Here is a 15,618-nt window from a genome sequence, read left to right on the forward strand (position 1 = left end):
AAGTTTTGTCCAATCGCTTTTCTTTTTGGATAATATGTCTACTTAAAAAGTTGGTTAATCTTTTTAATAAATATTTGTTACACGTATATCTTCAATGCCGGTAATAGGGATGTATTGAGCTAATAAATAAGCACTTAATAAAATCATACCCATTACTAAAATTAATAGAAAATCTTTATACGAGAAAGGTGCATAATAATAGTACGTTCTTGGACCATCTTTAAATCCATTTTTTTCCATTGCTACAGAAAGCTGATGTGCTTTACGGATGTTTTGGCTTAATAAAGGAATTAATAAGTGTTTTAATTTTTTAAAGCCACGATAATTTTGTGCGTTAATTAATTGATAACGCATTTTTAGTGATTTTCTAAGTTGTATTAATGAAATGAACATCAATGGGACCATACGAATTGCTGCCATGAATGCATAAGCAACTTTAGGTTTTACTTTTAAGTGCTGCATTAGACTGTAAAACACTAAAACAATCTGAGAAGTGAAAGCAATTAAAATCCCGAAAAATGAAATGGTAGTCGTACGCATGGCTAAATGTAAGCCACGATATAAACTTTCTGAAGTAATATGGACAAAGCCGAATTGGAATAGTGTGTGCGTACCATCGCCATAAAAAATCATAAACAACGCAGATATGAGACTGAATAGCATCGTTAAAATAACAAAAGTTAAGGTGATTTTTAATTGCAAACCATTAAAAGCTAATAAAAATAGCAGCATTAGACATGTAATGTAGAGCATGAAATCAAACTGATGAACAAGTATAACAAAGAAAAATAAAATGACAGCGATTGCTAATTTAGTAATTATATTTACATCATCTACAAAAGTATAATGTTTCTTCCAAAGATCAAACATAATAATCACCAGCCATTTCTTCTATGGCGTGTTGTGATAAATGGAGTCTTCGTGTAGGATAACGAGATATGATTTCTGAATCATGTGTCACCATAATAATAGTTTGACCACTTGCTACACGTTGTTGAAATAATTTTATTAAATTAAATGTATTATGGCTATCGAGACCAAATGTAGGTTCATCAAGTAATATGAATTCAGATGATGAACTTAGTGCAATTGCAACACTTAAGCGTCTCTTTTGACCAATTGAAAGTTCATAAGGATGTTGAGATTTTACGGATAGCAAATTAAGTGTTTTCAACATTGATTCAGTCTGAGTAGTAGCTTCTTGTTTAGAATTAAATTTATTTTTATATTGAATATGAACTTCATCATAAACGGAAGAGGTAATGAATTGTAATTCTGGATTTTGATAAACTAAATACATATATTTAGCAGCTACTTTAATTTTATTGAAAGAACGATGATTCAATAACATACGTCCTTCATATTTAATTAATTGCATCATTGATTCGAGTAATGATGTTTTTCCAGAGCCATTCGCACCTGTAATTGTAATCCATTCTCCAGTACCTACATTTAATTGAGGGATATTAATAAGATGACGTTTACCACGTTTTATGGTTACATGATCAAATTCAAGGTCTAAGTTTGAGCTGCTGCTATTGAAATGCATAGTTGGTGGGGCATATTGCCATGCATTAGGGTGCCAAACACCATACTCTGTTAACAAATCTTCATGTTCATTCAAAATTTCATCGGGCGTGTTATCAGCAATAATGTCCCCTTCATAATTTAATAAGATGACACGATCCATATGTTGCCATATATGATTTACTTTATGTTCGACAATGACCACTGTTTTATCTTGCCAAAGGGATTTAATTTTACCCCATAGTTCTGCAGTCGATTCAACATCCAACATTGCAGTAGGTTCATCTAAAAACAAGGTTTTCGACTGTTGTAATATCGTTTCGGCAATTGCTAATTTCTGTTTCATACCGCCACTTAGCTGATTAATGTATTGATTTTTATCCACTTTTAAATCGACGGCTTTTAATGCATGATCTATACGTTCATCCATTTCGTGACGAGGGATTTGTTGATTTTCTAAAACAAATGCTAATTCTTCGTCAACTTTAGGCATACAAAATTGACTATCTGGATCTTGAAAGATAACGCTACTGGAATCATCGATAAGCAATTCATCATATTTGATAGGTAAATCAATAAGATTTGGTACAATACCACTTAATACATTTAATAAAGTGCTTTTGCCAGAACCTGATGGTCCTAATAATAGTACTTTTTCGTTTTCTTTGATTTGGAGTGTTAAATGATCAAATATCTTTTTCTTACCGTTTGGATATTTTAATCGTAAATTTTTTGTAGCTATCAACGTGATTGCTCCTTATAAATTATCATAGTCACTTTCTGTGGCAGGTCTGAACAATTTGGTTACACCCGTTTGATCCAATGCTTTTACTATATAGTAGGAGATTAGGCCAGCAACGACGATTCCGCTTATAAGTCTGAAGCCGATATATAACGCTAGATTCCAACCGACAACTTCACCTAAATAACCATAAGCAAAGTCTAAAGGCAATGTTGAAATAGAAGCTAAGAGACCAGCGAGCATTGCGACCATTGCTGAACGAGATTTATATCTGAAAATAGCAAATATAATTTCACATGCTAAACCTTGTAATAAGGCATAGACCATAGTTGCAATATCAAAACGACCCATGACAATAGTTTCTCCGGCACCAGCAGCAAATTCGGCTAATATTGCAATACCAGCTTTAGGGATAATAAGGTATGCGACGATAGCAGCCATGAACCAAGCACCATATGTTAATTCTTCAAAATGTAGCCCTGTAACTTGTAACGCTTTATACACAAAATTCCAAATGTTGTAAATAACTGCAAAAACAACTGCAATTAACACAGTTACTAGAATTTCTGAAAGCTTTAATCCTTTTGACATAAAAAATCCTCCTAATATAAAAACGCACAACCTTCTAGAAAGTTGCGCGTTAACATATAGGCATACAAATACCTGAAAATAGGTGATTAGTACACTTTCCTACGCTAGTTTCATCTAGATCAGGTTCAAAGGGTTTGAGGGTATACCTCATCTCAGTCACAAAACACCCCTAGTGCGAATGATTAATTTAAATTTAACTATAATGTATGACTTTTAAGGGATAATGTCAAGACTGCCTCTTAAATTTAATATATGACATATGTACTTTACTTCCATATAGATTAATCATTATTTCGCTTTAACCAAACTAAAACTTGTCTATACAAAAAGGAGGTGAGCTATTTTATTTATATTCACCTTAATTGCATTACATCACCATGTACACGGTATATATCTAAAGATATTGTCCTAACACATATAATACCTATCTAATGTAAGGGCAATAAAAAATGACATTAAAGATGAGACTGGGACATTTATTATGACCCAGTCTCACTTGTCGGATTTACATTTATATTTTAAAGCATGTGATACCTATATTATTGAAACATTTAGTCTAATGAATCTTGTACATTCTTTTTAGTTTCTTCTGTACTATCTTCAGCAGTTTCCTTCTTATCTTTTAATTTATCTTCTGCTTCTTTTGCTTGTTCTGCGGCTTTTTTGTTTAATTCTTCTTTGCTCATAGATTAAACACTCCTTTTAAAGTATATGGCTTCTATAAAATATATATACCACAACATAAAAAAATCAAACAAAACTAGTGATTTAGATTTTTGTCTTAGTTATAATCAATTTATTGTTTAATTGAATGGTATAAGTGGAAAGTTGACTATACATCGATTTATATCATACTATGGACGTATTTATTAAATTGTTAAAGACAAGAACTAAATGTTAATATATAATAACTTTTGAGGTGAATGGTATGTCTTTTTTGAAGAAACACGCTGAGATATTATATAGTTATATTATAGGCATCGTTTCGCTTTTCACAGGTCTCATCATTTTAATCAATTTACCTTTAATTGATAAATTAAATAACAAGGGGAAAATTGATCTACATATTCATAATGTATGGGATTTTATAAACGCATTTTTTGGTGAAATAATTAGGGTGATAAGCAATTATATTGGGAATTTCCCAGTATTTAGTGCCATTATAATCATTTTATTTGGTATTGGTGTTGTTTTGCTTGGTTTTACTCTATTTAGAACAACAAAATACGACTATGATATTTCAATATTCTTTTTAGTTGTTGGTATATTGTTCTTTATTATCACGTTAATTTTAATGACTCAAGTTTATAGCTTCTTTGCTATTATTTTCGTAATACCATTTGCAATTCACATTGGTTATATCGTTTATAAAGATGAGTTAAATACAGATCATAGAAAATATCATTATCTTTGGATTATTTTCAGTTATGGTTTTAGTTATTTAATTACGCAAATTGTGCTATATGGGAGAATTGATAGTGATGAAATTATACCGATTGATATTTTAAGTGTGAACACATTTTTCATAATTATGTGGTTGCTAGGTCAAATGTCAATTTGGAACTTCTTATTCTTAAGAAGATCTCTTCCATTAACTAAGCAAGAACTTGGTGAAGAAGAACCGGAATTATCAAGAACAAGTAAAGGCACAGTAACGAATCAAACGAAAGAAACTTGGAAAAACTTACAAGATAAAACAACAGAATTTACTAGAAAAACACGTAGAAGTGTAGATATTCAAAAAGTAAGAGATAAAAAAGATAAATTCATTACAAAGTGGAAAGATAAAATAGACATCCAAGAGGATGATATTCCTAATTGGATGAAGATACCAAAATGGGTGAAATCAGCGTATGTAGAATTATTTTGCGGCGCAGTGCTACTATTTTTCACTTTAATTGAATTTAACAATAGAAATTCATTGTTTGTTTCTGGCAATTGGGAGATTTCTCAAACGCAGTATGTAATTGAATGGATAACATTGCTAATCTTAATGTTCATTATCATTATTTATATATTAACGACATTAACGAATTTCTTAAAAGATAGATTTTACTATTTACAATTATTTATGGTTAGTCTATTATTCTTCAAATTACTTACTGAATTCATGAATATTATGGTACATGGCTTATTACTATCAATTTTCATAACGCCAATATTACTAATTATGTTAATTGCTATTGTTGTAGCCTTTGTAATGAAATTGCGTGAACCAAGTAAATATTAATTGACTAAAATAATGAAGCGGATAAAGCGTAGGATTAGATCTTAATGAATAAATAAGGTTATATCGACTGGCTCCGTTAAAGTTGACTATCAAAGCATAAATTTTATGATAAGCGCACTTTCTATGTTAGTCAGGTTTTACCAATATTATTTTTTAAAGGCTGAGACAAATATTTGTTGTCTCGGCCTTTAATTTTTACTAACAATAATGTAGTGATTTAAAGATAATTGATGTTACGATAAGGTTGAGATGATAGAATGAGTAAGCGAAGAAAAATTATAAATATAAAAAGCAGAAAGGCTGACATAATTTTATGAAAACTGCCACATTAAATAGAGGTAAAGAAACAAAGTACTTAAATGAATATCCATTGATAGACGAAGATGATATTTACTCACACGATCATTTAAAAGAAGGAGATTTATTTTATTTAGTTAATAACCAGGAACAATATATTGCTACTGCATATGTCGGTAAGCAACATAAAGGAATTGGCTGGGTTTTAAGTTACGATAAAAATGAAGTGATTAACACGCAATTTTTTGAGAGATTATTTGAAACAGCAAAATCTGAAAGAACATATTTTTATAATATCGATGGAACAAACGCTTTTAGAGTGTTTAATGGTGAAGGCGATGGTGTTGGAGGTCTGACAATAGACAACTATGATGGCCATTTCTTAATTCAATGGTATTCAAAAGGGATTTATAAATTCCGTTATAATGTACTATCAGCCTTAAAAGCTGTATTTCCTTATACTTCAATATACGAGAAAATGCGATTCAAAGATGCAGAAATTAAAGGTGGCTTTGTTGATGGGGACGCACCAGAATTCCCAATAGTAATTGAAGAAAACTATACTTTCTACAATGTGCACTTAGATGATGGACCAATGACTGGCATCTTTTTAGATCAGAAAGAAGTACGTAAAAAATTAAAAGATCAATACGCAGAAGATAAAGAAGTGTTAAATGTTTTTAGTTATACAGGTGCATTTTCAGTAGTTGCAGCAGAAAAGGCTGAAATGACGACAAGTGTAGACTTAGCAAACCGTTCTCGTCCTTTAACAGAAGAAAATTTTGGATTAAATAGTATTGATCCTAAATCTCAATATATTTATGTAATGGATACATTTGATTTTTATAATTATGCACGTCGTCATGATTTATTTTATGACACGATTGTCATAGATCCGCCAAGTTTTTCTAGAAATAAGAAAAAAACGTTTTCTGTACAAAAAGATTACGATAAGTTAATTTTAGGTGCACTCGATATACTTGGACCAGATGGTACACTACTATTGTGTACAAATAATAGTGCATTTTCATTAAAAGCATTTAAAAATGTAGTGAATACAACATTAAAGGCTGAAAATGTAGATTATGAAATTGTTGATGTAATGGGCTTGCCTAAAGACTTTAAAACACATCCTCATTACAAACCATCTAAATATCTAAAAGCTATTTTTGTAAAAATAAAGTAAAACTTTGAAAAAAGGGTATTATTTTTAATGTGAATGAATTTACTTAAGGAGTGAACGAGATGAGCTTTAAAAATAAAATAACAAATAAATTTACAAATAAAGTAGGCAATAAAGTACTGAAAATTGAGGATATTAAACAAAAAAGTAATATACCTACAACAAATATTGAGATTGAGGAACGTCGTGAAAGGGCACAAGCACTTGTTAGAAAAAAATCGGTTTTATCTTCAAGTGTAAGTGTTGTGCCAATTCCAGGTTTAGACTTTGGTGTAGATATTAAGCTTATGAGAGATATTATTGAAGATGTTAACAAGATATATGGTCTTGACCATAAACAGGTTAATAATATGGGAGACGATATGAAAGAACGTGTTTTTGCAGCGGCGGCAATTCAAGGAAGTCAATTTATAGGTAAAAAAGTATCCAATGCAATATTGAAAGTGGTTATCCGAGATGTTGCCAAACGAGTAGCGGCAAAACAAACTAAATGGTTCCCTATTCTTGGTCAAGCAATTTCAGCTTCAATAAGCTATTACTTCATGAAGAAAATAGGGGAAGAACATATTCAAAAATGTGAAAAAGTTGTAAAAACACTTATTTAAAACTATAGCGTTTTCACAAAATGATTAAAATTCGTTGAATATTGTCATATCATGGGTGCAACGAATTGAATTTATATGTATAATTTGGTAATGTTATTATATAAAACTGTGCTAGGTTTTATAATAAACTAACGATTCTAACTATACGAAGGAGATATCATATTATGGAACAAAAATCATATGTAATTATTGACGAAACAGGTATCCACGCTCGTCCAGCGACAATGCTTGTTCAAACTGCTTCAAAATTCGACTCAGATATTCAATTAGAATATAACGGTAAAAAAGTTAACTTGAAATCAATCATGGGTGTTATGAGTTTAGGTGTAGGTAAAGATGCTGAAATCACTATCTACGCTGATGGTAGCGATGAAACTGACGCAATTGAAGCAATAACAGATATCTTATCTAAAGAAGGATTAACTAAATAATTATGTCTAATTATATTAATGGCATAGCTGCATCTGATGGTGTAGCTATTGCTAAAGCATATTTATTAGTTGAACCTGACCTTTCATTTGATAGTGAAAAGGTAACAGATGTCGACGCTGAAATTGCAAAGTTTAATCATGCTATCGAAACATCTAAAGTTGAATTAACTAAGATTAGAAATAATGCAGAAGAGAATTTAGGTGCCGATAAGGCAGCAATTTTTGATGCACATTTATTAGTTTTAGATGATCCTGAATTAATTCAACCGATTGAAGAAAAAATTAAAAACGAACAAGTTAACGCACCAACTGCATTATCTGATGTAACTGGACAATTTATCACAATATTCGAATCAATGGATAATGAATACATGAAAGAGCGTGCTGCTGATATTAGAGACGTTTCAAAACGTGTGTTAGCACACATCTTAGGTGTAGAATTACCGAATCCTAGTATGATTGATGAAAGCGTTGTTATAATCGGAAATGATTTAACACCTTCAGATACTGCTCAGTTAAACAAAGAATTTGTACAAGGATTTGTTACAAATATTGGTGGTAGAACATCACATTCTGCAATTATGAGTCGTTCATTAGAAATTGCTGCAGTCGTGGGTACTAAGTCAATTACTAAGGAAGTAAAACAAGGCGATATGATTATCGTTGATGGTTTAACTGGTGAAGTAATTATTGACCCTACTGAAGATGAAGTTATAGCGTATCAAAATAAACGTGAACGTTTCTTTGAAGATAAGCAAGCGTTGCAACAATTACGTGATGAACCATCAACAACAGCTGATGGAACGCATGTAGAGCTTGCTGCTAATATAGGTACACCAGATGATTTAAAAGGTGTTATCGAAAATGGCGCAGAAGGTATTGGATTATACCGTACTGAGTTCTTATATATGGGTAGAAATGAAATGCCAACTGAAGATGAACAATTTGAGGCTTATAAAAAAGTGTTGGAAACAATGGAAGATAAGCGTGTTGTTGTACGTACTTTAGATATCGGTGGCGACAAAGAGTTACCGTATTTAAACTTACCTGAAGAAATGAATCCATTCTTAGGATATCGTGCAATTCGTTTATGTTTAGATCAACCAGATATTTTTAGACCGCAATTAAGAGCATTATTACGTGCATCTACTTACGGAAAATTAAATATCATGTTCCCAATGGTTGCCACAATCAAAGAGTTCCGCGATGCCAAAGCATTGTTATTAGAAGAAAAAGAGAATTTAACTAACGAAGGCATTGAAGTATCTGATGATATTGAATTAGGTATTATGGTAGAGATACCATCTACTGCTGCTTTAGCAGATGTATTTGCTAAAGAAGTTGATTTCTTTAGTATTGGTACAAATGACTTGATTCAATATACAATGGCTGCTGATCGTATGTCTGAACGTGTTTCTTACTTGTATCAACCATACAATCCTTCAATTTTACGTTTGGTAAAACAAGTGATTGAAGCTTCACATAATGAAGGTAAATGGACTGGTATGTGCGGAGAAATGGCTGGAGACGAAACTGCTATTCCATTGCTACTAGGTCTAGGTTTAGATGAGTTTTCAATGAGTGCGACATCTATATTGAAAGCACGTCGACAAATCAAAGGTTTAAGTCAAAATGAAATGGAAGAACTAGCGAATAGAGCAATTAATTGTGCGACTTCAGAAGAAGTACAAGAATTGGTTGAACAATACGCGAAATAAAATTTTTGAATAATTTTGTAAGCGAATGCATATAAGTATTGAATTACTTTAATGCTTCGCTACATTTAAAAAACTGTTCACAGAGTTAAATAACTTTGTGAACAGTTTTTTTGATTATTCAAATCTTTTAATACACAATTATTGTAAAATGCAACTTTCTGAGTTAGGTTTGATATATAAGTTAATGGGATGGCGAAGGGTAACTAATTTATATTCAAACGTTGATTGATTTTATCCATATCAATTTGATACATTGGTTCGCCATCTATTAAGATAAATGGTGTAGCAAATGCATCATAATCCATCATTTCGTTTCTGAATTTTGAATTGCTAATATGTTTTTCAGTATAGTCAATTGCTTTATCTGATAAGTAATTTTTGATAAATGTACAAGGTGGGCAATCGTTTTGGGTGTAAATAATAATTTCAGTCATAGTACTTTGTCCTTTCTTCATCATAATTTACTTAAATATAAAAAACTTTAATAAATATTTCAAGTTTAAAAAATACATGCTATTGGTCATTAATTTGTCACTTTATTTTGAGCGCAATTTATTTCAAAAAAATGTAAAGCAGTTTATAATGAATGGACGTTGTGATTTTTGTCACAAATAAATAAAAAAGGTGATATTATGGATTCAGTTGAATTAGCACGCTTTCTAACTGCGATGACACTCGCAGTTCATATAATTTTTGCAACAATCGGAGTAGGTGTACCGGTCATGTTTGCTGTTGCTGAATTTTTAGGGATTAAGAAAAATGATCCATCGTATACAGCTATGGCTAAAAGATGGTCCAAAGGATATACCATTACAGTGGCAGTTGGTGTTGTTACCGGTACTATAATTGGTTTACAATTGTCGCTACTTTGGCCAACCTTTATGCAAATGGGTGGTCATGTTATAGCATTACCGTTATTTATGGAAACTTTTGCTTTCTTCTTTGAAGCAATTTTCTTGAGTATTTACTTATATACATGGGATCGTTTTAAAGGGAAGTGGACACATTTTCTTATAAGCATTCCAGTTATATTAGGTGGGTCATTTTCCGCATTCTTTATCACAGCAGTTAATTCATTTATGAATACACCTGCTGGATTTGAAATGAAAAATGGAAAAATGGTAAATGTAGAGCCACTAGCAGCAATGTTTAATGATTCATTTTTAATACGTTCATTTCACGTTGTAGCCACTGCATTAATGACGATGGCATTTGTATTAGCTGCTATTGCAGCATTTAAATTGTTAAAAAATAAATTTAAAAAAGATACTGAGTATCATAAGAAAGCACTTAAATTAACTATGATTTTAGGTGTAGTATTTACCTTGGGATCAATGCTAGCTGGAGACTTGTCAGCGAAATTCTTACATCAAGAGCAACCAGAAAAACTAGCAGCATATGAATGGCATTTTGATACAGAATCGAATGCAGATTTAGTATTATTTGGCTCGCTAGATGAAAAAACACAAGAAGTTTCAGGTGCAATTAAAATTCCTGGTATTTTAAGCTTCTTAGCAGATAATAATACAAATACAGAAGTAAAAGGTTTAAATGATTTCCCTGAGGAATTACATCCGCCTATGATTGTACATTATTATTTTGACTTAATGGTTTCTATGGGTGTATTTTGCCTTATAGTATCAGGCGCATATGTGTTGACGCTTGTCTTTAAAAAATTACGGAAATTCACACATTCTAAACCGATGTTATATGGTGCTTTATTGACCGGACCAGCGGCAATGTTGGCAATTGAGTTTGGTTGGTTCTTAACAGAACAAGGTCGTCAACCATGGATTGTTCGTGGCTATCTAAAAGTAGCTGATGCGGCAACACAAGCAGGTGGACTTACACTCGTGACGATATTATTTGGGTTACTTTATATCGTACTTATGGTTACTTCTGCTTATGTATTGATTCGTATGTTTAGACATAAACCAGCATATAAAGACGTTGAAGCATTAGCTTCAGAAAGAGGTGAAGCAGAATGATATTTGCTTACATTGGTATTTCAGTGCTTTGGATTTTCTTATTCTGTTACATCATTATCGCCTCAATTGATTTTGGTGCAGGCTTTTTTACACTACATGCAAAAATTACGAAGCAAGATAAGAAAATTAATCATTTAATCGCTCGTTATCTTAATCCAGTATGGGAAGTAACAAATGTGTTCTTTGTATTTTTCTTCGTAGGAATGGTTGGATTCTTCCCTGATACAGCCAAGTATTTTGGCACAGTGTTATTATTGCCAGCGTCAATCGCGTTAATTTTACTTTCGATTAGAGGTGGCTTTTATGCGTTTGAAAACTATGGCCCAGATACTAAGTTACCATGGTTAGCGATGTACGGCATCGCTGGATTATTGATTCCGGCTGCGCTAGCTACAACGTTAACAATATCTGAAGGCGGATATATTACTGGCACAGAGAATCATTTAGATTTAAATTGGTTAGAACTATTGCTTAGTCCATATTCTTGGTCGGTAGTATTTTTAGCGATTATTTCAGTACTTTACATTTCGTCAGGTTTTCTTACATTTTACGCTTCTAAAGCAAAAGATAAGCTAGCATACGATTTATTGAGATATTGGTTCTTAATTTGGGGAGCACCTATGATTGCTGTATCATTATTTGTATTCTTGTCATTGCGTTTACAAAATGAAGGGCACTTCTTGAATGCAGTAACAAATTATTGGTGGATGTTCCTACTAAGCTTTATATGTTTTGTTGGTGCAATGGTATTAACACTTATGAAAAAAGGGCATGGTTATGCTTTTGCGTTAGTGATTTTACAAATGGGCTTTGCATTCTTTGGTTATGGCGCAAGTAAATTGCCGTATATATTGTATCCGTACATTCGCATAGATGAAGGCGTCGTAAATAGTAGCATGGCAATAGCCTTAATTATTGTGTTTATTTTAGGTTTACTTTTACTCATTCCATCGTTAATATTATTATTAAGATTATTTGTTTTCGACAAAAAATATGTGGAAGGCAAAAAATAACTTAATATTTTCAAATGTGGTTATATTAATTGAAAGCAATACTTCTTGAAGTAAAGTTTCGATTAATATACCACAATTTTTAAATTGGAGGACGCATATGGATAAAGAATATGTGGTAATCGGCCTAGGTCGATTCGGTGGCAGTATAGTAAGAGAATTAAATGCATTAGACATGGATGTTATGGCAATAGATATGAATGAAGCCCGAGTAAATGAATACAGTGATATTGCAACACACGCTGTTGTTGCAGATACAACGGATGAAGCTGTAATGAAAAGTTTAGGCATCAGAAATTTTGATCATGTTATTGTTGCAATTGGAGAGAATATTCAATCTAGTACCTTAACGACTTTAATTTTAAAAGAGTTAGGTGTGAAGAAAGTAACGGCAAAAGCACAAAACGATTATCATGCTAAAATTTTAAATAAAATTGGCGCTGATACCGTCGTACACCCAGAAAGAGATATGGGTAGAAGAATTGCGCATAATGTTGCTAGTGCAAGTGTGTTAGATTATTTAGAATTGGCAGATGAACATTCCATCGTTGAAATCAAAGCAAGTGAGAAAATGGCAGGGCAAACAATTATACAGTTGGATATTCGTGCACAATTTGGCATTAGTATTATTGCGATTAAACGTGGTAGAGAAATCTTAGTATCTCCAGATCCTAATTTAAGTATAGAGATTGGCGATATTTTAATAATGATAGGACACGATAACGATTTAAATCGTTTTGAGAAAAAAGTAGTGAGATAATCATTATTAGATTATTTAAGTTAGTAATTTATGAATAGTTATAATAATTGTATATTTCATATAAGTTAATCATAGAAAATGCGCTTAAAAGTAGACACATATAGTATAGCTACTTTTAAATGCATTTTTTAATAGTTATTTAAGAAGTGGTCGTTTAATATTCAATAAAAAAGATGAAGTTGGGACGTCATTTAAAGTCTCAACTTCATCTTTTTATTAGCACTTACTAAACGAATGGCTATTAATTTACTTTTAATTCTGATTAGGTTTGCTATCGCAAATCAACATTTTGTACAACGACGCACTATGCTTTGTTTGATGGCGTATCTGATGAATCTGTTGATTGCTTCTTATTAACATTTTGTTTCGGTTTTTTATTATTAACCTTTTTATTATGCTTATCTGTTGGTTTTTTAGATTTAGCGGGTGCCTTCGTGTTGTTTTTCTTGGGTTTAGGCTGATTATTATTAGGTTTTTTAGAAAATGATTGATTATCATCTTCATTAACTTTCATAATAACTGGTAATATCATTGGTTTACGTGCAGTTTTCTCAAATAGATAAGGTTGCAACGTTTCGATAATTGATGATTTAATTTGATGCCATTGAATCTCTGGATTTTGATTTAATTTACCAATTACATCTGTTTTGATTCTACGTTGCGCATCATAAATCAGTTGTCCTGATTCTCGCATATATACGAAACCTCTGGAAATAAGGTCTGGACCTGATAACAGTGTGTTCGTATTAAAGTCTATACTTACTACAACGATTACTAAGCCTTCTTCAGACAATAGTTTTCTATCGCGAATAACTACATTACCAATATCTCCAATGCCACTACCATCGACAAGTACGTTACCTGAAGGAATTCTACCAGCTTTACGCGCTGTATCTCGTGTTAAAGCTAATACATCACCTATATCAAATATAAAGACATTATCGGGTTCAACACCACATTCAATTCCGGATTGACCGTGTGCTTTCAGCATACGGTATTCACCATGGATTGGTAAGAAGAACTTAGGACGTAATAAACGTAACATCAATTGTTGATCACCTTTTGAACCATGTCCAGAAGTATGAATATTTGATACTTTATTATGAATAACTTCTGCACCAGCACGATATAGTGAGTTGATCGTACGGTTGATGCTCTTCGTATTACCTGGGATAGGTGATGAACTAAAGACAACCGTATCTTCAGGAATTATTTTAATTTGTTTGTGTGTACCATTAGCGATTCTTGAAAGTGCAGCCATTGGCTCACCTTGTGAACCAGTACATAAAATCAAGAGTTCATGTTTAGGAACTGTATTGATTTTATTAGGTTCAACAAATGTTTCTGGTGGTGCTTTGATATAACCTAATTCCATACCAATTTTGATATTATTTTCCATCGAACGACCAAAAGTTACAATCTTACGATTATGCTTGATTGCAGCTTCTACCGCTTGTTGCACACGGTAAATATTAGAAGCGAATGTAGCAAATATAATTCTGCCATTACAATTTCTGAATATTTTTTCGACGTTTTGACCAACTTCGCGTTCACTTAATGTGAAGTCAGGTACTAGCGAGTTAGTTGAGTCAGAGAGTAAGCACAGAACGCCTTCTTCACCAAGTCTAGCCATTTTAGCTATGTTAGCGGGCTCACCAACTGGAGTTAAATCAAATTTGAAATCTCCTGTATGCACAATATTACCTTCAGGTGTATTTACAATGACACCATATGATTCTGGAATACTGTGTGTAGTTAAATAGAATGAAACCTCAAAGTGTTTTGATTTAATTACACTACTTTCTTCAATTTCAATAAGTTCCGTAGTTCTTAACAAGTGATGTTCTTCTAATTTATTTCTAATTAGGCCTAGAGCTAATGGTCCACCATAAATAGGAACATTAATTTTCTTTAATAGGTAGGGCACACCACCTATATGGTCTTCGTGTCCATGAGTAATAAACAACCCAACGATTTTATCTTGGTTCTGCTCTAGGTAAGTAATATCAGGAATAACGTAATCGATACCTAATAAATTGTCATCAGGAAATTTAATCCCAGCATCGATAATAACGATTTCATCTTGATACTCAACGGCATAAGTGTTTTTACCAATTTCACCTAAGCCACCAAGTGCATAAACCGCAACTTCATTTTTATGAATTTGTTTCATTATTCAGCTTGCTCCACGTTGAAATGATCTGATTGTTTTTCATACTCTAAATGTGCGCCCTCTAGTTTAGTTATAAATTCAATATTAAAATTACGGTTTTTTAGATATCTTCTAACTTGTTCTTCTGTTTGTCCTTCAACATAAATCGTTTGTGTGTTTTCACGTACGATTACTTCTTCACTGTTATGTTGATAAAATACTTTAAATACTGCCATTTTATTATTTTCCTCCTAAAAATCATCTATTGATTTTCTTTTTATTTTATTGTAAAAACCCTAGTGTTATAAGTGGGATGAAAATGATGAGGATTATAATATATCATCATTATTTTCAGAAACGTGATGTTTAGCTACCATTATATAA

General features: G+C 32.1%; 15 protein-coding genes and 1 riboswitch. Of the genes, 8 read left to right on the forward strand and 7 right to left on the reverse strand.

Annotated features, from left to right (window positions below; all coding sequences use genetic code 11):
* Positions 1-63 precede the first annotated feature (63 nt).
* The 4 genes from D9V42_RS08315 to graF form a co-directional block, all read right to left on the reverse strand.
* A complete protein-coding gene (locus D9V42_RS08315) occupies positions 64-870 on the reverse strand; it encodes an energy-coupling factor transporter transmembrane component T family protein (RefSeq protein WP_107555429.1) in 807 nt (268 codons plus the stop codon).
* The gene (locus tag D9V42_RS08320) at positions 863-2,272 is read right to left on the reverse strand and encodes an ABC transporter ATP-binding protein (protein ID WP_122064402.1); all 1,410 of its coding nucleotides are present in this window, start codon (positions 2,270-2,272) and stop codon (positions 863-865) included. The genes D9V42_RS08315 and D9V42_RS08320 overlap by 8 nt, the downstream gene beginning before the upstream one ends.
* Before the next feature lie 12 nt (positions 2,273-2,284).
* On the reverse strand, positions 2,285-2,860 hold the full coding sequence (locus tag D9V42_RS08325; protein WP_107555427.1) for an ECF transporter S component: 576 nt from the start codon (positions 2,858-2,860) through the stop codon (positions 2,285-2,287).
* 79 nt (positions 2,861-2,939) lie between these two features.
* A riboswitch (TPP riboswitch) is annotated at positions 2,940-3,041 on the reverse strand.
* Positions 3,042-3,411: 370 nt separating this feature from the next.
* The gene (gene graF / locus D9V42_RS15340) at positions 3,412-3,546 is read right to left on the reverse strand and encodes a glycopeptide resistance-associated protein GraF (protein WP_017724130.1); all 135 of its coding nucleotides are present in this window, start codon (positions 3,544-3,546) and stop codon (positions 3,412-3,414) included.
* 242 nt (positions 3,547-3,788) lie between these two features.
* Between graF and auxA the strand changes: the two genes are divergently transcribed.
* From auxA to ptsP, 5 genes are all read left to right on the forward strand, one after another.
* Positions 3,789-5,090 (forward strand): lipoteichoic acid stability factor AuxA, encoded by a 1,302-nt coding sequence (gene auxA, locus D9V42_RS08330; RefSeq protein ID WP_122064404.1) that lies wholly within the window; start codon positions 3,789-3,791, stop codon positions 5,088-5,090.
* 313 nt (positions 5,091-5,403) lie between these two features.
* The gene (locus D9V42_RS08335) at positions 5,404-6,573 is read left to right on the forward strand and encodes a class I SAM-dependent rRNA methyltransferase (RefSeq protein ID WP_122064406.1); all 1,170 of its coding nucleotides are present in this window, start codon (positions 5,404-5,406) and stop codon (positions 6,571-6,573) included.
* Positions 6,574-6,632: 59 nt separating this feature from the next.
* Positions 6,633-7,175, forward strand: a complete 543-nt coding sequence (locus D9V42_RS08340; protein WP_122064408.1) for a DUF697 domain-containing protein — start codon at positions 6,633-6,635, stop codon at positions 7,173-7,175.
* A 164-nt stretch (positions 7,176-7,339) separates the two neighbouring features.
* Positions 7,340-7,606 carry a phosphocarrier protein HPr gene (locus D9V42_RS08345; RefSeq protein ID WP_017724134.1) on the forward strand — a complete coding sequence of 89 codons (267 nt, stop codon included), beginning with the start codon at positions 7,340-7,342 and terminating at the stop codon, positions 7,604-7,606.
* Between the two features lie 2 nt (positions 7,607-7,608).
* Positions 7,609-9,324, forward strand: coding sequence for a phosphoenolpyruvate--protein phosphotransferase (ptsP, locus tag D9V42_RS08350; protein ID WP_122064410.1), 1,716 nt, complete (start codon positions 7,609-7,611; stop codon positions 9,322-9,324).
* Positions 9,325-9,527: 203 nt separating this feature from the next.
* On the opposite strand, the gene D9V42_RS08355 is transcribed toward ptsP, so the two are convergent.
* Positions 9,528-9,758 (reverse strand): glutaredoxin family protein, encoded by a 231-nt coding sequence (locus tag D9V42_RS08355; RefSeq protein WP_107555859.1) that lies wholly within the window; start codon positions 9,756-9,758, stop codon positions 9,528-9,530.
* A 198-nt stretch (positions 9,759-9,956) separates the two neighbouring features.
* Between D9V42_RS08355 and D9V42_RS08360 the strand changes: the two genes are divergently transcribed.
* From D9V42_RS08360 to D9V42_RS08370, 3 genes are all read left to right on the forward strand, one after another.
* Positions 9,957-11,312, forward strand: coding sequence for a cytochrome ubiquinol oxidase subunit I (locus D9V42_RS08360; protein WP_107555863.1), 1,356 nt, complete (start codon positions 9,957-9,959; stop codon positions 11,310-11,312).
* Positions 11,309-12,325, forward strand: coding sequence for a cytochrome d ubiquinol oxidase subunit II (locus D9V42_RS08365; RefSeq protein ID WP_107555858.1), 1,017 nt, complete (start codon positions 11,309-11,311; stop codon positions 12,323-12,325). The genes D9V42_RS08360 and D9V42_RS08365 overlap by 4 nt, the downstream gene beginning before the upstream one ends.
* Before the next feature lie 97 nt (positions 12,326-12,422).
* Positions 12,423-13,082 (forward strand): potassium channel family protein, encoded by a 660-nt coding sequence (locus tag D9V42_RS08370; protein ID WP_017724139.1) that lies wholly within the window; start codon positions 12,423-12,425, stop codon positions 13,080-13,082.
* 304 nt (positions 13,083-13,386) lie between these two features.
* On the opposite strand, the gene rnjA is transcribed toward D9V42_RS08370, so the two are convergent.
* Together rnjA and D9V42_RS08380 are read right to left on the reverse strand one after the other, a co-directional pair.
* Positions 13,387-15,255: a ribonuclease J1 gene (rnjA, locus tag D9V42_RS08375; RefSeq protein ID WP_107555857.1), complete on the reverse strand. Its 1,869-nt coding sequence runs from the start codon at positions 15,253-15,255 to the stop codon at positions 13,387-13,389.
* On the reverse strand, positions 15,255-15,470 hold the full coding sequence (locus tag D9V42_RS08380; protein WP_017724141.1) for a DNA-dependent RNA polymerase subunit epsilon: 216 nt from the start codon (positions 15,468-15,470) through the stop codon (positions 15,255-15,257). The genes rnjA and D9V42_RS08380 overlap by 1 nt, the downstream gene beginning before the upstream one ends.
* Positions 15,471-15,618 lie beyond the last annotated feature (148 nt).

The organism is Staphylococcus pseudoxylosus (assembly GCF_003697915.1).
Lineage (GTDB): Bacteria > Bacillota > Bacilli > Staphylococcales > Staphylococcaceae > Staphylococcus > Staphylococcus pseudoxylosus.

Coding starts and splice junctions, on each gene's coding strand:
- D9V42_RS08315 (WP_107555429.1), bottom strand. CDS start 870: ATGTTTGATCTTTGGAAGAAACATTATACTTTTGTAGATGATGTAAAT.
- D9V42_RS08325 (WP_107555427.1), bottom strand. CDS start 2,860: ATGTCAAAAGGATTAAAGCTTTCAGAAATTCTAGTAACTGTGTTAATT.
- graF (WP_017724130.1), bottom strand. CDS start 3,546: ATGAGCAAAGAAGAATTAAACAAAAAAGCCGCAGAACAAGCAAAAGAA.
- auxA (WP_122064404.1), top strand. CDS start 3,789: ATGTCTTTTTTGAAGAAACACGCTGAGATATTATATAGTTATATTATA.
- D9V42_RS08335 (WP_122064406.1), top strand. CDS start 5,404: ATGAAAACTGCCACATTAAATAGAGGTAAAGAAACAAAGTACTTAAAT.
- D9V42_RS08340 (WP_122064408.1), top strand. CDS start 6,633: ATGAGCTTTAAAAATAAAATAACAAATAAATTTACAAATAAAGTAGGC.
- D9V42_RS08345 (WP_017724134.1), top strand. CDS start 7,340: ATGGAACAAAAATCATATGTAATTATTGACGAAACAGGTATCCACGCT.
- ptsP (WP_122064410.1), top strand. CDS start 7,609: ATGTCTAATTATATTAATGGCATAGCTGCATCTGATGGTGTAGCTATT.
- D9V42_RS08355 (WP_107555859.1), bottom strand. CDS start 9,758: ATGACTGAAATTATTATTTACACCCAAAACGATTGCCCACCTTGTACA.
- D9V42_RS08360 (WP_107555863.1), top strand. CDS start 9,957: ATGGATTCAGTTGAATTAGCACGCTTTCTAACTGCGATGACACTCGCA.
- D9V42_RS08365 (WP_107555858.1), top strand. CDS start 11,309: ATGATATTTGCTTACATTGGTATTTCAGTGCTTTGGATTTTCTTATTC.
- D9V42_RS08370 (WP_017724139.1), top strand. CDS start 12,423: ATGGATAAAGAATATGTGGTAATCGGCCTAGGTCGATTCGGTGGCAGT.
- rnjA (WP_107555857.1), bottom strand. CDS start 15,255: ATGAAACAAATTCATAAAAATGAAGTTGCGGTTTATGCACTTGGTGGC.
- D9V42_RS08380 (WP_017724141.1), bottom strand. CDS start 15,470: ATGGCAGTATTTAAAGTATTTTATCAACATAACAGTGAAGAAGTAATC.